At 39.7% G+C, this 19,952-nt stretch carries 19 protein-coding genes; 11 read left to right on the top strand and 8 right to left on the bottom strand.

Going from position 1 to position 19,952, the window contains the following annotated elements:
- Positions 1-160 precede the first annotated feature (160 nt).
- The 8 genes from pheS (at position 161) to QMF79_RS02840 (ending at position 9,532) form a co-directional block, all read left to right on the top strand.
- On the top strand, positions 161-1,144 hold the full coding sequence (gene pheS, locus QMF79_RS02875) for a phenylalanine--tRNA ligase subunit alpha (protein WP_281772693.1): 984 nt from the start codon (positions 161-163) through the stop codon (positions 1,142-1,144).
- 199 nt (positions 1,145-1,343) lie between these two features.
- Entirely contained in the window at positions 1,344-3,731 is a 2,388-nt protein-coding gene (gene pheT, locus QMF79_RS02870) for a phenylalanine--tRNA ligase subunit beta (RefSeq protein WP_281772692.1), read from the top strand.
- Positions 3,732-3,749: 18 nt separating this feature from the next.
- Positions 3,750-4,043 (top strand): integration host factor subunit alpha, encoded by a 294-nt coding sequence (locus QMF79_RS02865; RefSeq protein ID WP_281772691.1) that lies wholly within the window; start codon positions 3,750-3,752, stop codon positions 4,041-4,043.
- A gap of 55 nt (positions 4,044-4,098) precedes the next feature.
- On the top strand, positions 4,099-4,614 hold the full coding sequence (locus QMF79_RS02860) for an NlpC/P60 family protein (RefSeq protein WP_281772690.1): 516 nt from the start codon (positions 4,099-4,101) through the stop codon (positions 4,612-4,614).
- 267 nt (positions 4,615-4,881) lie between these two features.
- Positions 4,882-5,331 carry a transcriptional regulator NrdR gene (nrdR, locus tag QMF79_RS02855; protein WP_005705531.1) on the top strand — a complete coding sequence of 150 codons (450 nt, stop codon included), beginning with the start codon at positions 4,882-4,884 and terminating at the stop codon, positions 5,329-5,331.
- Between the two features lie 19 nt (positions 5,332-5,350).
- Positions 5,351-6,637: a Xaa-Pro aminopeptidase gene (pepP, locus tag QMF79_RS02850; protein WP_281772689.1), complete on the top strand. Its 1,287-nt coding sequence runs from the start codon at positions 5,351-5,353 to the stop codon at positions 6,635-6,637.
- 83 nt (positions 6,638-6,720) lie between these two features.
- A complete protein-coding gene (gene hpt, locus QMF79_RS02845; protein ID WP_005705584.1) occupies positions 6,721-7,263 on the top strand; it encodes a hypoxanthine phosphoribosyltransferase in 543 nt (180 codons plus the stop codon).
- Between the two features lie 91 nt (positions 7,264-7,354).
- On the top strand, positions 7,355-9,532 hold the full coding sequence (locus tag QMF79_RS02840; RefSeq protein ID WP_281772688.1) for a transglycosylase SLT domain-containing protein: 2,178 nt from the start codon (positions 7,355-7,357) through the stop codon (positions 9,530-9,532).
- Positions 9,533-9,587: 55 nt separating this feature from the next.
- On the opposite strand, the gene QMF79_RS02835 is transcribed toward QMF79_RS02840, so the two are convergent.
- The 3 genes from QMF79_RS02835 to ybeY are packed head-to-tail and all read right to left on the bottom strand — an operon-like array spanning position 9,588 to position 13,281.
- A complete protein-coding gene (locus QMF79_RS02835) occupies positions 9,588-10,784 on the bottom strand; it encodes an amino acid aminotransferase (protein WP_281772687.1) in 1,197 nt (398 codons plus the stop codon).
- Positions 10,785-10,830: 46 nt separating this feature from the next.
- Positions 10,831-12,777, bottom strand: a complete 1,947-nt coding sequence (locus QMF79_RS02830; protein WP_281772686.1) for a GNAT family N-acetyltransferase — start codon at positions 12,775-12,777, stop codon at positions 10,831-10,833.
- A 12-nt stretch (positions 12,778-12,789) separates the two neighbouring features.
- Positions 12,790-13,281: an rRNA maturation RNase YbeY gene (gene ybeY, locus QMF79_RS02825; RefSeq protein WP_281772685.1), complete on the bottom strand. Its 492-nt coding sequence runs from the start codon at positions 13,279-13,281 to the stop codon at positions 12,790-12,792.
- A gap of 180 nt (positions 13,282-13,461) precedes the next feature.
- On the opposite strand from ybeY, the gene QMF79_RS02820 reads away from it, so the two are divergent.
- Positions 13,462-15,288, top strand: coding sequence for a monovalent cation:proton antiporter-2 (CPA2) family protein (locus QMF79_RS02820; protein ID WP_281772684.1), 1,827 nt, complete (start codon positions 13,462-13,464; stop codon positions 15,286-15,288).
- Positions 15,289-15,521: 233 nt separating this feature from the next.
- Here QMF79_RS02820 and QMF79_RS02815 read toward each other — a convergent pair whose 3' ends face one another.
- The 5 genes from QMF79_RS02815 to QMF79_RS10405 form a co-directional block, all read right to left on the bottom strand.
- Positions 15,522-15,728: a hypothetical protein gene (locus tag QMF79_RS02815; RefSeq protein WP_281772683.1), complete on the bottom strand. Its 207-nt coding sequence runs from the start codon at positions 15,726-15,728 to the stop codon at positions 15,522-15,524.
- Between the two features lie 482 nt (positions 15,729-16,210).
- The gene (locus QMF79_RS02810; protein WP_281772682.1) at positions 16,211-16,357 is read right to left on the bottom strand and encodes a hypothetical protein; all 147 of its coding nucleotides are present in this window, start codon (positions 16,355-16,357) and stop codon (positions 16,211-16,213) included.
- Positions 16,358-16,654: 297 nt separating this feature from the next.
- Positions 16,655-17,056 (bottom strand): hypothetical protein, encoded by a 402-nt coding sequence (locus QMF79_RS02805; RefSeq protein ID WP_281772681.1) that lies wholly within the window; start codon positions 17,054-17,056, stop codon positions 16,655-16,657.
- 275 nt (positions 17,057-17,331) lie between these two features.
- Complete coding sequence (locus QMF79_RS02800) at positions 17,332-17,676, bottom strand: hypothetical protein (protein WP_281772680.1); 345 nt, start codon at positions 17,674-17,676, stop codon at positions 17,332-17,334.
- A gap of 1 nt (position 17,677) precedes the next feature.
- Positions 17,678-18,178 (bottom strand): toxin C-terminal domain-containing protein, encoded by a 501-nt coding sequence (locus QMF79_RS10405; protein WP_281772679.1) that lies wholly within the window; start codon positions 18,176-18,178, stop codon positions 17,678-17,680.
- Between the two features lie 364 nt (positions 18,179-18,542).
- Here QMF79_RS10405 and QMF79_RS02790 point away from each other — a divergent pair, with 364 nt between their 5' ends.
- Both QMF79_RS02790 and QMF79_RS02785 read left to right on the top strand, forming a co-directional pair.
- Positions 18,543-18,863 (top strand): hypothetical protein, encoded by a 321-nt coding sequence (locus QMF79_RS02790; protein ID WP_281772678.1) that lies wholly within the window; start codon positions 18,543-18,545, stop codon positions 18,861-18,863.
- A gap of 416 nt (positions 18,864-19,279) precedes the next feature.
- Positions 19,280-19,952: acetate/propionate family kinase (locus QMF79_RS02785; RefSeq protein ID WP_281772677.1), on the top strand; the 673-nt coding region annotated here is incomplete at its 3' end.

The raw sequence follows: 19,952 nt of genomic DNA, 5'->3' as shown, positions 1-19,952 counted from the left end.
AACTTTTGTTAAAAAGTTGGCCGCTTGAAGGTTTGCTTAAAAGCAAAGAACCCTTGATTTAAAAGGAAAATTTTTGGCTTGAACTTATCTTCGCGTTTACATTCCGCCTGCAAAGTATTATTATCTCTACAATTTTTCATCAGTAATTTTAGAGGATAGAATGCAAAACTTAGAAAGTTTGGTGGCACAGGCAGTTGAAGCGGTGAATGCAGCTTTAGATGTGGCTGTACTTGAAGCATTAAAAGTAGAATATTTTGGCAAAAAAGGACATTTCACGTCGTTAATGCAAGGCTTACGTGATGTGCCTGCAGAAGAGCGTCCTGCGGTAGGGCAAAAAATCAATGATGCAAAACAAATTGCACAAAATGTGTTAAATGCGAAAAAAGAAGCGTTAGAAACAGCAGAGTTAAATGCAAAATTAGCGAACGAAAGCATTGATGTTTCATTACCTGGTCGTAAAACTGAATTGGGCAGTTTACATCCTGTTTCTATTACGATTGAGCGTGTGGTGAAATTCTTCTCTGAGTTAGGTTTTACCGTGGCAAACGGTCCTGAAGTGGAAAGCGATTACTACAACTTTGATGCGTTAAATATTCCTGCACACCACCCCGCACGTGCTGATCACGATACTTTCTGGTTTGATGCAAACCGTCTATTACGCACCCAAACTTCTGGCGTGCAAATCCGTACGATGGAAAAAGTCCAACCACCACTTCGCATTGTGGCACCTGGTCGTGTGTATCGTAATGACTACGATCAAACCCATACCCCAATGTTCCACCAAATCGAATTACTTTATGTGGATAAAAAAGCGAATTTTACCGAGTTAAAAGGTTTAATCCACGATTTCTTAAAAGCGTTTTTTGAAGAAGATTTACAAGTGCGTTTCCGTCCGTCATTCTTCCCATTCACAGAGCCTTCAGCCGAAGTGGATGTGATGCGTCAAAATGGTAAATGGTTGGAAGTATTAGGTTGCGGAATGGTTCATCCAAGCGTGTTACGCAACGTGGGTATCAACCCTGACGAATATAGCGGTTTCGCCGTTGGTATGGGCGTGGAGCGTTTAACTATGTTACGTTATAACGTAACCGATTTACGTTCGTTCTTTGAAAACGATTTACGTTTTTTAAAACAATTTAAATAATTATTCATTTCCTGATGGGATTTCGCTCCCTCCTGTTTACGGAGGGAGCTGTCGCGAAGCGCCTGAGGGAGGGATTGCAACGAAGTTGCAAGATACTCAGGTAAATTAACCGCTTGTTTCCCCTCCCTCCGCCTTCGGCACCTCCCTCCGTAAACGGAGGGAGGGAAGAAAAACGAATAGAAAAATTAGAGGATATAAAATGAAATTCAATGAATCTTGGTTGCGTGAGTGGGTAAACCCTGCGATTTCAACGGAACAGCTGTGCGACCAAATTACGATGTTAGGTTTAGAAGTAGATGGTGTGGAGCCTGTGGCGGGTTCGTTCACAGGTGTGGTGATTGGTGAAGTAGTGGAATGTGCACAACACCCTGACGCAGATAAATTACGTGTAACAAAAGTGAACGTGGGCGGTGATCGTTTATTAGATATTGTGTGTGGTGCACCAAATTGCCGTTTAGGCTTAAAAGTGGCGTGTGCGACAGAAGGTGCGGTGCTACCTGGTGATTTCAAAATTAAAAAAACCAAATTACGCGGCCAGCCGTCTGAAGGTATGCTTTGCTCATTCTCTGAATTAGGCATTAAAGAAGATCATAGTGGCATTATCGAGCTTCCTGCTGATGCACCAATCGGCACAGATTTCCGTGAATACTTAAACTTAAACGATGTGGCAATTGAAATTAGCTTAACACCAAACCGAGCAGACTGCTTGAGCATTGCAGGTATTGCACGTGAAGTGGGCGTGATTAACCGTGCAACAGTAAAAGCACCCGCGGTTTCCCCTGTTCCTGCAACCATTGCCGATAAAGTTGCAGTTGAATTACAAGCCCCAGAGGCTTGCCCACGTTATTTAGCTCGTGTGGTAAAAAATGTGAACGTGAAAGCAGTATCGCCATTATGGTTACAGGAAAAATTACGCCGTTGCGGTATTCGTTCTATCGATCCAATTGTGGACATCACAAACTTGAGCTTGCTTGAGTTAGGTCAGCCAATGCACGCGTTTGATGCGGCTAAAATTAATGGTGCAATTCAAGTGCGTATGGCGAAAGCAGACGAAGAATTAGTGTTGTTAGACGGCACAACGGCAAAATTACAGCCGAATACGCTTGTAATTGCTGATAGCAAAGGTGCATTAGCAATGGCAGGGATTTTTGGTGGTAAAGCTAGTGGCGTGAATGAAGCAACCAAAGATGTGGTATTAGAAGCCGCATTCTTTGCACCACTTGCGATTACGGGACGTGCACGTCAATACGGCTTACACACCGATGCTTCACACCGTTTTGAGCGTGGTGTCGATCCTGAATTAACTCGCCAAGCAATGGAACGTGCTACCGCATTATTACTTGAAATTTGTGGTGGTGAAGCGGGCGAAATTGTAGAAGCGGTTGCAAAAGAACATTTACCAACTCGCCAAACTGTGAGCTTACGCCGTAGCAAATTAGATTCGGTGATCGGATACCATATCGAAGATAAAATCGTGACCGATATTCTCACTCGCTTAGGCTTGAATGTTGCCTTCGCGAATGACACTTGGACAGCGGTTGCCCCAAGCTGGCGTTTTGATATTGAAATTGAAGAAGATTTAATCGAAGAAGTGGCACGTATTTATGGCTACAACAACATTCCAAATAATTCGCCATTAGCCCACCTTAAAATGAAAGGCACGCCAGAGAAATTATTGGAGGCCATTCGTGTGCGTACGGCGTTAGTCGATAGCGATTATCAAGAGGTGATTACTTATAGCTTCGTTGATCCGAAAATCCAACAGCTTTTACATCCAGACCAAGAAGCGTTAATTATGCCGAACCCAATTTCAAGCGAAATGTCGGCAATGCGAGTGTCGCTCTTAACGGGCTTGTTGGAAACCATCGTGTATAACCAAAATCGCCAACAAAACCGCGTACGTATTTTTGAAGCAGGACTACGTTTTATTCCTGATGCAAATGCAGAATTAGGCGTACGCCAAGAGCCTGTATTTGCGGCAGCTATTGTGGGTGATAAACGAGCGGTTCACTGGGAAAACAAAGCCGAAGCGGTAGATTTCTTCGACTTAAAAGGTGATTTAGAACGCGTGCTTTCTTTAACAGCAATACGTCAAGATCTGCAATTTGTAGCAAAACCATTCCCAGCCTTACACCCAGGTCAATCGGCTGCAATTATGCTTGATGGTAAAGAAATCGGCTTTATTGGTACGGTTCATCCTTCAATCGTGCAAAAACTGGGCATTAAAGGCAAACCTGTAGTGTTTGAATTATTAGCTTCAGCAATTTCGGAATGTCCTGTGCCAGCAGCAAAAGAGATTTCTAAATTCCCTGCGAATAATCGAGACATTGCGGTAGTAGTTGATGAAACTGTTGCAGCGGGTGAAGTGCTTGAAACTTGCCGTAAAGCAGGCGGGGAAAAATTGGTTGGCGTGAATTTATTTGACGTTTACCAAGGCACAAACCTTGCAGAAGGTAAGAAAAGTTTAGCGATTAGCTTAACGATTCAAGATACCGAAAAAACCTTAGAAGAAGACGAAATTAATGCGGTAATGCAAGCTGTGTTAGCAGCACTTGCAAAACGCTTTAATGCAGTACTTCGTGACTAATTCGTAAAAGGATATTCTATGGCTCTCACTAAAGTTGAACTTGCGGAAGCATTGATGGCAAAAGGATTTGATAAACAAGCCGCAAAATTGTTTATTGATCAATTTTTTGACGAAATTAGAAAAACATTAGCCTCAGGTGAAGAGGTAAAACTATCTGGTTTTGGTAATTTTACCTTACGTGAGAAAAAAGCACGTCCAGGTCGCAATCCGAAAACGGGTGAAAGTGTTACGATTTCTGCTCGTCGTGTGGTAGTTTTCAAAGCAGGACAAAAAATGCGTGATCGTGTAAGTTCAGCACAAAAGAGTAAGTAGAGAGCCAAAACTAAAAGGTGCTCAAATGTTTTTGGGCATTTCATTGGGTGGAGCTATGAAAGCATTTTTAAAAAAACATTTATCGAAAGCGATGATGCTAAGTTTAGCAGCCATTTTGACTGCTTGTTCTTCAGGTCCATCATCTCAATCGCAAGCAAACAAAATTTATCGCACACATAAAACCAGCTTAGGCGATCCCATTATGGTCATGGAGAATTTAAGCGAGCATCAACAAGCTTGGAAAGGCACGCGTTATAAGCTAGGTGGAAATTCTCGTAGCGGGGTTGATTGTTCTGGTTTTATGCAAATCACGTTTAGAGACTTGTTTGGCATTGATTTGCCAAGAATGACGGTTGATCAAGCTAAGGTGGGCAGAAAAATCGAGAAACACGAAATCAGAACGGGCGATTTGGTTTTCTTCAATACGGGGCGAGGACCAAATGGTAAGCACGTTGGAGTTTATGTGAAAAACGGGCAATTCTTACACGCTTCAACTAAAGGTGGGGTTATTTATTCCAGTATGAATACGCCATTTTGGACAAAAGCTTATTGGCAAGCACGCCGTTTATAGAGTTTAATTTGATTAAAAAATGATCGAGTTAAAAATAAAAATTTGAACTCGATCACAAATTTAAACATTGGTTTTCTGTTTTTGTAAAATGCGTTTGAAAAAGCAAAAATTTTCGAGTATCTTTGCAAGCAACAAAAACTAGAGTTGTGTTCAACAACCTATTTCATAAATTTGCTTTCCGAGTAGCCCCTTTCAAGGGGCTTTTTTTATTTATTTGAATGTTTTTTATACTAAATAAAAACACAATTTAGAACATGAGAGAGAATTATGCGTTGTCCATTTTGTAGTAAAGAAGAGACTAAAGTGATTGATTCGCGCTTAGCGGAAGATGGTTATCAAATTCGCCGTCGTCGTAAATGTACAAGTTGTAAAGAGCGCTTTACCACTTTCGAGTCAGCTGAGTTTTTTATTCCTTATATTGTAAAAAATAATGGTAACCGCGAACCTTTTGATGTCAATAAATTACGTATTAGTTTAGTCAAAGCATTGGAAAAGCGTCCAGTGAGTACTGATGACCAAGAGCGTGCTATTAATCAGATAATTATGCAACTGCGAGCCACTGGCGAACGTGAAGTGCCAAGTAAATTGGTAGGCACGTTAGCAATGAATGCATTAAAAGAGTTGGATAAAGTGGCTTATATCCGCTTTGCTTCTGTCTATCTCAGTTTTGAAGATATTGACGAATTTATTAAAGAAATTGAACAGTTAAAAGCCTAATAGGGCTAAGAGAGGAACTATGGATCTCGCCTATCTTGCTGAACTTCCACGAGAAGAATTCATTATCCGCCGCAAAAAAGTTTTTGCTCAAATGCAAGACAATTCCGCCTTTATTATTTTTACAGAAACCGAAAAACGCCGTAATAACGACTGCAATTACCACTTCCGTCCAGATAGCTATTTCTGGTATCTCACAGGCTTTGCGGAGCCAGAGTCAGCGTTGTTGTTAATTAAGCGAAATGGAGAATATGAAAGTACCATTTTCTTACGCAAAAAAGATCGCGAAAAAGAGATTTGGACTGGTCGTCGCTTAGGTGTGGAAGCTGCACCAGAAATCTTAAAAGTTGATGCTGCATTTGAAATTGAACATCTTGACAAAACTTTTGCAGAAAAAATACAAAATTTGACCGCTTGCTACTATGCCCAAGGGTATCAAGCATGGGGCGATAAGGTTGTTTCTGCTCAGTTTAAAGAAGTGATTGACTGGCGACCAATGCTTTCAGAGATGCGTTTAATTAAGTCAACCGCGGAAATTGCACTTATTCAACAGGCTTGTCATATTTCAGCATTAGCTCATATTCGTGCAATGAAACAGACGCGTCCAAATCGCTATGAAATGGAAATTGAGGGCGAAATTCAGCACGAATTTAACCGCTTTGGAGCACGTTTTCCTTCTTATAATTCGATTGTTGCAAGCGGTGAAAATGCGTGTGTGCTTCACTATGATGAGAATAGTGCGGTAATGAAAGATGGGGATTTGTTGTTGATTGATGCAGGGGCAGAGTTTGCTTATTACGCAGGTGATATTACCCGCACATTCCCTGTAAACGGTAAATTCAGCGAGTCGCAAAAAGCGATTTATGAATTAGTTCTAAAAGCCCAAAAAGAGGCGATTAAGCTGTTAGTGCCGAATAATTCCATCAAAATCGTAAATGATCGTGTGATGGAAATCTTTACTGAAGGTTTGGTAGAACTCGGTATTCTAAAAGGTGATGTAAAAACATTGATTGAACAAAAAGCGTGCCGCCAATTTTATATGCACGGTTTAGGCCATTGGCTTGGTTTAGATGTACACGATGTTGGCGATTACAGTAACGAACGCAGTCGCCCATTAGAAATCGGTATGGTAATTACTGTTGAACCTGGTTTATATATCGCCAGTGATGCAGATGTGCCAGAGCAATATAAGGGCATTGGTATTCGCATTGAGGATAATTTATTGATGACCGAGTACGGAAATAAAAACCTGACCAGCAGTTGCCCGAAAGAGATTGAGGATATTGAAGAGATAATGTCTGCAGCCTAAATAAAATTGCAAACGTTTGCAAACAGCTAGTAAAATGAATTGAATTTTGCTAGAGTAGCAAAAATTTTTAAAGAGAGCATTTTATGAAAAAACATCACATTGAAACGCTAATCTCTCGTGAAGATATTCAATCTCGCGTAAAAGAGTTGGCACAAGAAATTAACCGTCATTATCAACAGTTTGAGCATTGCCAAAACTTGGTGGTTGTCGGTTTATTGCGCGGTTCTTTTATGTTTATGGCAGATTTAGTTCGTTATCTCGACTTACCTGTTGAAGTAGATTTTTTAACCGCTTCTAGCTATGGATTAAGCACAGAATCAAGTCGTGATGTCAAAATCCTAAAAGACTTAGACAGCGAAATTCAAGGTAAAGATGTATTAATCGTGGAAGATATTATTGATACAGGCTTTACGCTTAATAAAGTGCGTGAAATTTTAAAACTTCGTGAGCCACGTTCAATTGCTATTTGTACTCTTTTAGACAAACCATCTCGCCGAGAAGTAGAAGTGCCTGTAGAATGGGTTGGATTCACTATTCCTGATGAATTCGTGGTGGGCTTTGGCATCGATTACGCACAGCATTACCGCAATTTAGATTATATTGGTAAAGTGGTTATTGACGAGTAATCTGTTCTACCAAAGAAAACGCTTGAGGCTTGCAACTTCAAGCGTTTTTTGTATTCAAAGAAAAGAAATTATTTTTAAGGAAAGAGATAAAATGTGGAAAAAAAGCTATCTTGCCCTTTGCTTGGCAACCCCCTTGGTTTGGGCAAATAATCCCAAACCTCACTCTTCAACTGAAATACAAAATATCGCGACCATCAATATTGCGGATTGGGAAAAAGGTTGGAAGCAGGCTCAACAATCCGAGCAACGAACAAGACTGATGCAACGTAATAATTTTCTACAACTTGAAGGATTACTTAAAGCCAGTGAACAACAAAAGAATTTATCGCCAAATATTTTGGCATTGGTTCAGCAACTTCAGATGACTTTAGTTGGATATCCATTATATGAAGATGCTCAATGGGCATTGATAAGAGCCAAAATTAAGGCAAATATACTGACTGATGAGGAATTGCAGCAGTTTATTGCACAATATCCGAACATCGCGAAACGCAATCAGCTTGCACAACGCCCGTTTGAAACGCTTTATCAACAACAAAAATGGGCAGAATTGTTGGCTTATGGACGAACGGTAAGTGCAACAAGCGTACTTAATCAATGTCGTCTATTTTCTGCTCAATTTCAATTGTTAGCCGAGCAGTTACAAGTCAATCCTGAAGCAGCTCAAGCTAATCAAACCGCAGAGCCAAGTTCAGAGGAGATGAATAAATTACTGACGAAATTTGATCAATTTTGGCAAGGCAATAACCCTGAAAATAATGATTTTTGGATGACACCAAGCAATGTAGAGCCGAATTATTGGAAGACAAACGGACAATTGCCATTAGAATGTGCAGGAATTGAGGCTTATTGGCGAGATCAAGGCTTACGAACGCCTGAGAAAATCAGACAGAAAGCGGTCAATTTTTTCCATTTAGAAGCAAAACAAGGTTTAGCCAATTTGCTCACTCAAACTCAAGATCCTGAATTGCAAACTTGGTTAACTGCGGTTCAAGCATTACAGAACAATCCAAACAGCTTGCAGAATTTTATTGAAAATCAACCGCTTACCGCTGAAAACAAACGAATTGTGCTAGCCGTTTTCCCCAAATGGATAAACACTTTAAGTGAGCAAATGCCAAACCCAAGTTTTGCACTTTATCAGCAATGGGCGGATAAATGGCAACTGTCAGCAGATGAAATTCGGGATTGGAAAGTCGGTTTTATTAGCCGTCTGTTTGACCATTCAGATCCGAGTTTCCAACTGTGGCGAGATACACAATTGAAGGAACTTAAGGCGGATAATCTCACTGAGCGTCGTTTACGAATGGCAATTTGGCAACAAAGCGATCTCAAACCTTGGCTAGCATTACTTAGCGATGAAGGGAAAAATAAGGCGGAATGGCGTTATTGGCAGGCAAAGACCTTACCAAAAGAAGCACAACAAAAGGTGTTGGCTGCATTAGCTAAAGAGCGAGGCTTCTATCCAATGTTAGCCGCTGAGCAATTAGGACAAGCCTACCAAGTTGAAATGCCAACGGTTACACTACTGACAGATTTGCAAAAATTACAATGGAAACAACCGCTTGAACGCATTGCCGAACTGCGCGAATTAAACCGTATGGCACAAGCAAAAACCGCTTGGATTGAGCTATTACAAGTGGTTGGTTTTGAGGAAAAACTTGCAATTAGCCAATTTGCCCTTGAGCAGAATTGGTATGATTTGGCGGTAGAGGGGACAATTCAAGCCAAAGCGTGGGATTACATTCCGCTTCGCTTGCCGAATGCTTATACCGATTGGTTTGCGATGAATTTGCAAGGAAAACCGATAACGCAAACTTTTGCAATGGCAATTTCTCGCCAAGAAAGTGCGTGGAACCCACAAGCACGCTCACACGCCAATGCGATCGGTTTAATGCAGATGTTACCAAGTACAGCAAGTAATACAGCGAAAGTGAATGAATTAATTTACACGGGCGAGCGTGATTTAATCGAGCCTTTTCGAAATATTATGCTCGGCACCGCGCATTTGGCGGAATTAAATGAGAAATACCCACAAAACCGTATTCTAATTGCCTCTGCCTATAACGCAGGGCAGAATCGCGTAACCCGTTGGTTAGATCGTGCTGGCGGACGATTGGCAATGGATGAATTTATCGCCTCTATTCCGTTTTTGGAAACTCGAGGTTATGTGCAAAATGTAGTAACTTACGATTACTATTACCAGTTATTGCAAGGAGTAGAAAAGCGGAGGATGTTTAATCCTGAAGAGATTGAACGGAAATATTAAATGCTAGAGAGAAGCCAGCGGTTGCTGGCTTTTTCATATTCCTTTAAAACTTACCTTACAACACCTTTACAATCGCTTCTGCTAATTTTTCGATGTTGCTATCAACGATACCTGCTACGTTAATACGTCCTGAACGAACGGCGTAAATGGCGAAATCTTCGCGGAGTTTATCGACTTGCTCTGGTGTTAAACCGCTGAAAGAGAACATTCCGTTTTGCTCGTTGATAAATGAGAAGTCTTGAGTTGCGCCTTTCTCTTTTAATAATTCCACCAAACGGCTACGCATTGATTTGATGCGGTTACGCATTTCGGTTAATTCTGCTTCCCAAGAGGCTTTTAATTCTGGATTACTTAATACGGTTGCAACTGCACTTGCTCCGTGTGAGGCTGGGTTAGAGTAGAGGGTACGGATAATTGCTTTAATTTGCGTGAAGGCTTTATTTGCCACTTCGGCATTGTCTGCAATCAGTGTGAAAGCACCTACACGTTCGTTGTATAAACCAAAGTTTTTCGAATAAGAACTTGCGACTAATAATTCGCGGTGATTTTTCACGAAAGCACGCAATCCGTAGGTGTCTTCCTCTAAACCATTTGCGAAGCCTTGATACGCGAAGTCGAATAGAGGTAACCAACCTTTTTCAGCTGACATTTTAGCTAATTCGTCCCATTGTGCGGGTGTTGGATCGATTCCTGTTGGGTTGTGACAGCAACCGTGGAATAACACGACATCGCCTGCTTCTGCTTGGCTTAAATCTGCGATTAAATTATCCCAATCTAGGCGTTTAGTGGCTTCATTGTAATAACGGTAATGTTTTATGGTTAAACCCACGGCGTTTACAATTGCATTGTGGTTTGGCCAAGTTGGGTTAGAAATCCAAACGTTTTTGGCAGAAGTATGGCGTTTGATAAATTCAGCAGCAATGCGTAATGCACCTGTGCCCCCTAAACTTTGTGCCGTTTTTGCACGACCCGAGGTAATTACTTCAGCATTTTCACCGAAAAGTAATTTTTGCGTATAAGCGTTGTGGGCTTGCACGCCGTCAATGGTTAAGTAGTTTTTGGTTGTTTCATTGGCTAATAATTGGCGTTCGGCTTCTTTTACCGCTTTAACGATCGTTGTTTTGCCTTCCGCATTCATATAAACGCCGATCCCTAAGTTGATTTTACCTTCTCTGGTTTCTGCTTTGAATGCTTCGCCTAAGCCTAAAATTGGGTCAGCGGGCGCTGCTTGGATATGATTAAACATTGACATTTTGACCTCTCAAGGTTGTGTTTGATTAAAAAATAGAATAATAGATTTATAAAACTAAATAGGGCGTTTTGCAAGTGTTTGCATTGAATAATTTGTGCTGAACCGTTTCTTTCCATTTCGCTATTTGCAACTTGCTATATTTATAGCCGATTGGTTGTTCAAAAATCTCAGCAAGCTCGGCAAATTGCAAAGTATCAGACAAATACAACCGCTTGAGGCTGGCATAACAAGCGATTAATGTTCGCTGATGATTTGCGAATCCGTTTAAGTTTTGAAGATCTTCCTCGCTAAAAGTTACATCTGCATTTTCCTTTCTTAAAATCACCGCTTGATCGGATTGGAAACGTTGTGCCGCTTTTTCACAAAAGGCTTTACCTTGTTCCGTTAAAGGGTAGAGCATCATCGCGCTTGGGTAACCGCTGCTGGCTTCTTTATTCGGTGTTATTTGAACCAACTCAAAGCCTGCCTGTTGCCAAAAATGCAACAGATTTTCAGCCATCCCAAAGCTTACTGACACAAAATCGACAAGCGGGTGTTTTTGTTGGCGGATTTGCAAAATAAACTCAGAAATTAACCGCTTGCCAATACCTTGATTTTGTAATTGAGGCGCGATAGCAATTCGCGAAATTCGCACTGAATGAAGTTCGCAAGCCTCAGGTAAATTAGCTTGAAAGCAAAGATATTGCGCGACTAGGCTCCCTTGTGGACGGCGTTCTCCTCGCCAAATTGCTTGGGCAAGTTCAGGCGCTAAACCGCCTTCATTTATCGCCCAAATGCCACCAAGCAGGGTGTGATGATGTAATACGCGGAAAAATTGCTGATTGCCACCATCAAACAGGCGGCGAAGATCTGTTGGTGTCGTTTTATAATGTGCTTGTGCAAGCAAGGTGTAAAAGGCCTTTTTCTCATCCAAACGCATAAGCGCTGAGGAGTAGTGGAGATCGTGGGATCTTGCTTTCTGTAAGGTAGATGAAAGATCTTCATCTAGCAGCAAAAGCATATTTACAAAGGCTTCAAGCGGATCATTTGTTTTCCAGCGAAGCGGTTGGGTTAATTGCCAATGTTTCGCTTGGCGGTGAAGTTGAAGTAAGAATTTCAGCGAAAAACCTCTGCCCGTGCCTTCGTAATTATGCGTTGTTGTCGTTAAAACAACCTTGTCGAAATAGTGACAAAATTGATGCAAAAATGGCAAAGGCAAACTTGCGGCTTCATCAATAAAAAGCCATTGATGAGGCGAAATCGATTTTTCTTCCACTTTCTGCAATAACGCATCAGGAGCGAAAAATGTCACTTGTGCCTCGTCTGAAATTTTCCAGAAATTGGTTAATGCTGAGCGACTTCGAGCGGTAATCACAACATTGTGTCCTCGGGCAATTTGCTCGGCTAATTTTCCTGAAAGAGTTGATTTCCCTCGTCCACGTGGTGCGGTAATCAGATGGATACTTTCACTTGCAAGCGGTAGATTTTGAAAAATGTGTTGCTGTTCTTCTGTTAAATTTGCATCTGCTAGTTTGCAAAATGTTGTTCTATTTTGACCGCTTGGTAAGTCATCTTGTGTTAATGTATTTTTAACAGAAAAATCGAAATGTTCTACTAATGTTTTAAAATGTTGGAAAAAAGCAGGGCAGGGGATAGAGCGATTTTCGTTCCAACGTAACGTATTATAATCAGTGACGGTTTCGATTTTATTCCAATTTGGGCAAATTAAATATAAACAGCCTTGTTGTTCAATAGTACCTGCTAAAATGGCAAAAGCATCCAGATTGAAATAAAGAGAGTCTGTGCCTGTAAAATAAAAAGCGAAAGGGTGTTCTGAACCGAGTAAGGTTTTGGCATTAGAAAAAGTAATGAATTGATATTCTGTTTGCGTATGTTGAAAATAAGGTAAGAAAATCCCTTCTTGAATAACATTATTTCGATGCGTTGTAACGCTTTCCCTAAAATTATCGTATAGCCAAGAAGGGATTTGAGTAAGAATAATTAGTTTACGCATTGTACTTGCTAATCATTCTTCAATCATTTTTTCAGAAAGATAAGGATCGTCAAAACCAAGTTTTTGCATAATCTCTGTTTCTAATCCTTCCATTTCTTCAGCTTCTTTATCTACGATGTGATCATAGCCAAGCAAATGTAACGTACCATGTATTGCTAAGTGAGCCCAATGTGACTCAAGGCTGATTTGTTGTTCTTCGGCTTCACGCTCAACCACTTGGCGACAGATCACTAAATCGCCTAATAAGGCAAGCTCCACTTCATCAGGCACTTCAAATGGAAAAGAGAGCACGTTGGTTGGTTTATCTTTACCACGATAAGTGAGGTTCAAATGGTGGCTTTCTTCTTCATCTACGATGCGGATAGTCATTTCCGTTTCGGGGAAATCGTCAGTTTGAGCTTCGAAAGCAAGGGCAGTTTGCACCCAGTGGGTAAACTGCTCAACCGTTGGTAAACCTTCTTGGTTTTCGCTGGCAATTTGCAAATCAATAAATGGGGTAGTCATCGTTATTTTCCTAATATCATTAGAGGGAAGTTTCATTATTTTATCACTATTTAGTAAATTTCTTAAGGCGATTAAAGAAAACGGTAAAAGTTCGGTAAATGTCAAGATTTTAGCTAGAAATTTAAGCGATTTTAGCCGATAATGAAGGCATCTTTTCGTTTTTATTTTTTAAGGAGTGTTATGGCGGCTGAAGGGGCAAGTCAATTATTAAGTGTCGTGACTTTATTAGGGGCGGCAATTGTTGCAGTACCGATTTTCAAGAGAATTGGTTTAGGCTCGGTTTTAGGCTATTTAGCCGCAGGTTTGGCAATTGGTCCATTTGGATTTGGACTTTTTTCTGACCCGCAATCTATCATTCATATCGCTGAACTCGGTGTGGTGATGTTCCTCTTTATTATTGGCTTGGAAATGAAGCCTTCACATTTGTGGGGTTTACGCCGTCAGATTTTCGGCTTGGGTAGTGCACAGGTTGTCGTAAGTGCGATTTTATTAACCTTCGTGGCGATGGCATTTGGTTTCCCTTGGCAAGTGGCGTTTATTGCGGGAGCGGGTTTTGTTTTAACCTCAACGGCAATCGTAATGCAAGTGTTAAGCGAACGTGGCGATATGGCAAGCTATCGTGGTCAAAAAATGATTTCGATTTTGCTTTTTGAAGATTTAATCATCGTGCCATTGCTTGCAGTCGTATCATTCCTCGCGCCAGCCGATGCAACGACAGTAGTTGATACACAACCAATTTGGCAGAAAATCGGGATTGCAGGCTTATCAGTTACCGCGTTAGTAGTGGCAGGCATTTGGCTCTTAAACCCGTTATTCCGCATTTTAGCGAAAACCAAAATCCGTGAATTGATGACTGCTGTGGCGTTATTTGTGGTACTTGGCTCAGCGTGGTTGATGGAAGAGGGTGGTTTATCGACCGCAATGGGGGCGTTTGTTGCAGGTGTGTTGCTTTCAGAATCGAGCTTCCGTCACCAATTAGAAGCGGACATCGAACCGTTCAGAGGCTTATTGCTTGGGTTATTCTTCCTCGGTGTAGGGATGGCGCTAGATCTCAACGTGGTATTCAATAACTGGTTGCTGATTCTATCTGCGGTTGTTGCGATGATGTTTGTAAAATCATTAGTGATTTTCGGTATCGCAAAACTGGCGGGAAGTTCAAATGCAAATGCGATGGACAGAGCAGTGGTAATGGCACAAGGCGGGGAGTTTGCCTTCGTATTATTTGCTGCAGCAACGACAAAAGGCGTAATCAATGCAGAAATTCAAGCAAATTTAACCGCTATTGTAGTGCTTTCAATGATTTTTGCGCCTGTTACCATTTTGCTTCACAATAAATACGTTGCACCTCGCTTAACCGCAAGCAACGATCAGCTGGATGATCATATTGATGAGCAGCGTTCCATTATTTTGGTGGGTATTGGTCGTTATGGTCAAATTGTGAACCATATTTTAACGATGTCGGGCTATCACGCGACAGTAATTGATATGGATGCTAAACTGGTTGAAGGCTTGAAAAGTATGGGCGTGAAAAGCTATTATGGCAACGCAACGCGTCCAGAATTACTGCGTAATGCGGGTATTGAAACCGCTGATTTAATGATTGTCGCAGTTGATGACAAAAAACAGGCTCTACATATCGTAGAAACAGCGCGTGCGTTAAATCCCAATATTCGCATTTTAACCCGTGCGTATGACCGTCGCCACGTGTTTGAGCTTTACAAAGCAGGAGCAGATGTGCAAGTGCGTGAATTATTCGATTCATCCGTTCGTATGGGACGCAAAGCACTTGAAGAACTAGGCATTGAATATGAAGTAGCAGATGAGATCTGTAAATATTACTTCGATAAAGACCGTCACCGTGTGAAATTGATGGCTGAAGTTTATGACCCTAAATTGGAGAGCTTCAAAAACGAAGCAATGCGTAAAATTGCGTTAGATGAAGACCAAGAGATGATGGTGGAAATCCAACATATTTTGGAACGTGCGAAAGATAAGCATCACGAATAATAAAAACTAGAAGAACAAAAACCTAGCTGCAAAAAATGTCGCTAGGTTTTTCTTTATAGAGGTTATAGAAACATATGGAGTATAGTTATTTTGATTATTCCTGTATTCTATTTAACATAATCTACATTATGCGAAATAAAGTAATCTAAGTAATAGTGATAAAATAACGAAAATTCTCTCTCACAATAAATAATTGATATATAAAGATTTATTTTCCATCAGAAGCTTGAGCCCTATGCGGTGGCTTTTTCCGGATTTTCTTTCTCGATAGCGTCCGCTTCTTGGCGTTTTTTATCCGCCTCTTCGAGCTTATCACCCACAAGATGATTAATTCCCGCCTGCGTCACCTGTGCCATTTCTTGACGCTCCTGCACAGCCTGTAAATCCTGCTTCTCCAGTTTTTGGTTCGCATTTTGTGTATCTCGGTTTAGGCTTTGCAAGGTTTCTTCTGCCGTTTTGCCTGTTTTCTGTTTTTGGGCTTCATGTCGGTAATTTGCACATTGATATTTGAGCTAATCGCCGATTGCGTTTGGCTGCGTTCGCTTTCTCTTCTATAAATTTATATGTTTTTTCTAAAGCCTAAAAAAAACAAAAAACCTCAGAAAAAGAGTTGACTATAATTATAATCAACTCCTTTATCTACCATTATAAATTTTGAATTATTCCTTTAAAAATTTCTTTCCAATCCATTTCCTAATTAGAACTACTAAATAAAGAATAACTGACATTATCAATATATCTCTATTAGCATCTTCAGCCCAATATAATATATCATATTTAACTACTCCATAAATCAATAACCCTATGTGCTTCAATGAGCAAATCAATAAAATCAAAGTGAAAATTTTAACTTGAGATAAAAACATTTACTTCACCTCTTTATTTAATATTTTGATGTTATCTAGGTTTTTACTTCTACTTTCTAAATCTGCATAACTTGATAAGCAATCGCCAAATTATTTATTTCCGATTCAAGTTTTTCTTTTGAAATAGAAGGGGCGGATTGTTCATTATTAAAAATCATCGCTAATCCAGCTGAAATCAACTGATTTTCTTTTTCATCATTCATTGCAGAAGTCACTAATGTCAGTTGTTCTTCCCAATATTCGGATCTTTCCCTTTTTCTTTCACTAACTCCTTAATTCGTTGTTTTTCGGTTGGATGAAGTTGTCTATTAAATTTCTCCGTTCTCCACGCTATCTGTGCCGATTGGTTTACCGTGTTGCTGTCGCCGCCTAAACTCGCATCGATTAACGCCCCTAAGCTGTATTACCCCTGTGTTCCACATTATGTAGAGTATTTTTTCACATACTCTTTCATACTTATTTCTCTTAACCAGAAAGGTTTCGCATTATTTGGCAAATTATCAAGAAATGACTCGGGAAGTTTCTTTTCCTCTATACAATAAGGTAGCATCAAATGGATGCTGTATTTTGACATCGTCTTCACCTAATTCTAAAAGCTCTAAAGAATCTAAAGAAATTTTATTAAGAGCTCTAAAGTATTCTCTGTATGTTTCAAATTTTGAATTTGAATTCAAATAACCAATAAACCCTATTTTTATAGAATCTAGTAGCAAACAGAGGTCTTTTATATTTTCTTTTGCTATATACTTCCTATACAATCTATCTGAAATAAATTTATGATTATTGATACAATTAATATATAAGTATTTTATTAAACAACGAAAGAAAGAATCTAACTCCATTCTATCATTAGATGAAAAATAATGAGTTAATAATGAAGAAGAAAAACCTGCATATATCATTTTTCATTCTCCATAAAATGAATATTTCTTTTATCAAGAATTCCATTGCTGTTTAGTATAATTTTATTTCGTATATCAATAAGATCTTTATTACTATAAGATTGCCCTCTTAGATCAATATATACTTCCTGTGACATACCTTTAATCACTTGTATCCTCCTGTGTTCCACATTGTATGCTGTGAAAAATTCTCATAATGAAGAAACTTGTATTTTCAATGCTTCTAATAAGGTCAAATTATAAACAGCATACTTTGTGGAATATCTCTCCAATATCTACTCAAAATAATATTTTTTATCCAAATAAGAATACATTCCAAGAAGTATGCCTATTAATATACTAGCTCTATCACTATAGTGTTTTAGTTTTTCTGTACTTATATTTTCAACTTCAAAAATATCACTTTCATTTATATGAAACTGGAAGCTAGAAGCTATAGATGTAGAGAAAAAATAAAATATTTCTACTATTTTTTTTTCTATTTTATCCTCTTCACGGTACAAAAATGAAATTTCCAATAGTTCTTTTTCTATCTCTGAATAATTATTCACATCAAAAAATCCTTCATCTAGTAATAAAACAAAGTTATCCACTTTAGATTTAAGCAATGTATATTTCATACTAATCTCCTATTCTATTCAAATTAGCATCGTAAGTTCCCATTCTTGTTTCTTTTTTTCCTAGATTTTTAATAGAATCAGCCATTTTCCAAACTCCTCCATTATGGGCTCCGCCTTTATTCCGACCATTACCTACATCTACTGTAATATACCTTCCTTTATTATCTTTATAGATAGCTTCTCCTTTTATTGTTTGATTCGTTTTTTCAAATCCTAATTTCTTAGCTGCCTCTGTTGCCTCTGGAGTTGTATAATAAACCTCACCTTTTGTAGCCAACGCTCCATTCCTATTTGGACAATAGTCAACTGCTTTAACGTTCACATTAATTGGATTGTTTGGAGAATATACTTTGGGGTTATAATAACGCCCATCACTTCCTTGATAAGCTGTAACTTGATTACCTTTCTCATCCTTAAAAGTATAAAGTTTTCTTCCACCAGGCGTAGTTTTTCCTGTTTCTATCGCACTTTTCGGCAATTTATTCCAACAATCATTATGCACCCATACACCTTGACTATCAATCTTAGCACCTTTAATAAAGTATGTATGATCTTCATCCCAGTGAGGTTATATGCCTGCAATTTTTCTGATTGGATAGTCACTTTGTAAACCGTTTGCTATTCTCCACTTTCAGGGGGCGACAAGGGAAATGTCGGCACATTTTGGACTTTGCCGAGACGGTACAGCAAACAGGTGAATGGCTACTGATTCGCCCTAAGCAAATTCACCATTTTGCAGGTGTAGCAGACTGGGACGGATGGGTAATTTCCTTTGCTCCACAAATACTGACCACAGACATTTCGGACAAGTTGAGACAACTGCTTCCCAAGGCAAAGTGGTGCCGCAACACGTGCCGCTTACCTAGATGATGTATACCCTCTCTGATTTACGCTATGCGGACGATTTGACACAATCCGCAAAAGCCACGCTGGTACAGCAGCAACTCGGTGTATTTTTAACTTGGCTGTCGTCGGTGTATTCGCCGCAAAAAGCCCTGCCTAACCTCTCCAAGCAGCGTTGGCGGGAATTTTGTGCGTTGCTGGAAATGCATTTTTCCACACAGCACCAAACTTGCCGGCAATATGCGGGGTTAACGGTAAAACAGTTCATTAATCAAAGGATTTTACTGGGAAGCAAGCGATTGTTAGCCTATACGAAAGCGTCCGTCAAAGAAATCGCGTGGTAACTCGGCTTTGAAGAGGCTACGCATTTCGGCAAATTTTTAAGAAAGAAATGCAGAAAACACCGTTGGCATTTCGTAAGGAATTTCAGCAGTCGTAGCCTAGTTCCGACAAATACCTTAACAAGCTACAGCTGACATTCCAATGTATTTAAGTCAATGACGATTTAAACATAAAAGTCCGTCTGAAATTAAGTTTCATACAGCCTTCTCATTCCAAAGTGCGGTCAATTTTTCAGATGTTTTTGCAAAAATTGTTTTTATAACTCTTTGACTGTATTTTGCTAATCTAAATCAAATTTTTTGCATTTACGCTTTAATTCAGATTATGAAACGTGATATTCTATACCTCATATTTCACGCTTTGCGTGTCTTATCTATCTTTCTTAAAACGAAACCCTAACGAAACTAAGGTATTTGACATGTCTAAAAATTTAATTCTTATCCTTAACTGTGGTAGCTCATCTTTAAAATTCGCTATCTTAGATCCTAAAACAGGTGATGAAAAATTATCTGGTTTAGCTGAAGCATTCCATTTAGAAGATGCACGCATCAAATGGAAATTACACGGTGAAAAAGGCAACGCAGAATTAGGTGCAGGCGCTGCACACAGCGAAGCACTTTCTTTCATCGCAAATGAGTTATTATCAGAAGAATTAAAAGCAAGCATTGGTGCTATCGGTCACCGTATCGTTCACGGTGGAGAGAAATTCACTTCATCTGTAGTAATCAATGACGATGTTGTTAAAGGTATTGAAGATGCAATCCAATTTGCACCACTTCACAACCCTGCTCACTTAATCGGTATCAAAGAAGCATTCCGCATTTTCCCTGAATTAAAAGAGAAAAACGTTGCTGTATTCGACACAGCGTTCCACCAAACTATGCCTGAAGAAGCATTCTTATATGCACTTCCATACTCTTTATATAAAGAACACGGCGTTCGTCGCTATGGTGCACACGGTACAAGCCATTTATTCATCTCTCGTGAAGTGGCTGAGCGTGTGGGCAAACCAGTTGATCAAACAAACGTTATCGTATGTCACTTAGGTAACGGTGGTTCTGTTTCTGTGGTTCGTAACGGTAAATGTATCG

Origin of the sequence: Pseudohaemophilus parahaemolyticus, assembly GCF_938021905.1 — a bacterium.
GTDB classification, from domain to species: domain Bacteria; phylum Pseudomonadota; class Gammaproteobacteria; order Enterobacterales; family Pasteurellaceae; genus Haemophilus_A; species Haemophilus_A parahaemolyticus_B.
Note: the sequence above shows the minus strand (reverse complement) of the source record. Positions and strands in the feature narration are given on the sequence as shown.

Coding starts and splice junctions, on each gene's coding strand:
- ybeY (WP_281772685.1), bottom strand. CDS start 13,281: ATGACTACCCCATTTATTGATTTGCAAATTGCCAGCGAAAACCAAGAA.
- QMF79_RS02840 (WP_281772688.1), top strand. CDS start 7,355: ATGTGGAAAAAAAGCTATCTTGCCCTTTGCTTGGCAACCCCCTTGGTT.
- QMF79_RS02800 (WP_281772680.1), bottom strand. CDS start 17,676: ATGAAATATACATTGCTTAAATCTAAAGTGGATAACTTTGTTTTATTA.
- QMF79_RS02830 (WP_281772686.1), bottom strand. CDS start 12,777: ATGCGTAAACTAATTATTCTTACTCAAATCCCTTCTTGGCTATACGAT.
- QMF79_RS02835 (WP_281772687.1), bottom strand. CDS start 10,784: ATGTCAATGTTTAATCATATCCAAGCAGCGCCCGCTGACCCAATTTTA.
- QMF79_RS02805 (WP_281772681.1), bottom strand. CDS start 17,056: ATGATATATGCAGGTTTTTCTTCTTCATTATTAACTCATTATTTTTCA.
- QMF79_RS02820 (WP_281772684.1), top strand. CDS start 13,462: ATGGCGGCTGAAGGGGCAAGTCAATTATTAAGTGTCGTGACTTTATTA.
- QMF79_RS02865 (WP_281772691.1), top strand. CDS start 3,750: ATGGCTCTCACTAAAGTTGAACTTGCGGAAGCATTGATGGCAAAAGGA.
- QMF79_RS02790 (WP_281772678.1), top strand. CDS start 18,543: ATGATGTATACCCTCTCTGATTTACGCTATGCGGACGATTTGACACAA.
- pheT (WP_281772692.1), top strand. CDS start 1,344: ATGAAATTCAATGAATCTTGGTTGCGTGAGTGGGTAAACCCTGCGATT.
- QMF79_RS02860 (WP_281772690.1), top strand. CDS start 4,099: ATGAAAGCATTTTTAAAAAAACATTTATCGAAAGCGATGATGCTAAGT.
- QMF79_RS02810 (WP_281772682.1), bottom strand. CDS start 16,357: ATGAATGATGAAAAAGAAAATCAGTTGATTTCAGCTGGATTAGCGATG.
- pheS (WP_281772693.1), top strand. CDS start 161: ATGCAAAACTTAGAAAGTTTGGTGGCACAGGCAGTTGAAGCGGTGAAT.
- pepP (WP_281772689.1), top strand. CDS start 5,351: ATGGATCTCGCCTATCTTGCTGAACTTCCACGAGAAGAATTCATTATC.
- nrdR (WP_005705531.1), top strand. CDS start 4,882: ATGCGTTGTCCATTTTGTAGTAAAGAAGAGACTAAAGTGATTGATTCG.
- hpt (WP_005705584.1), top strand. CDS start 6,721: ATGAAAAAACATCACATTGAAACGCTAATCTCTCGTGAAGATATTCAA.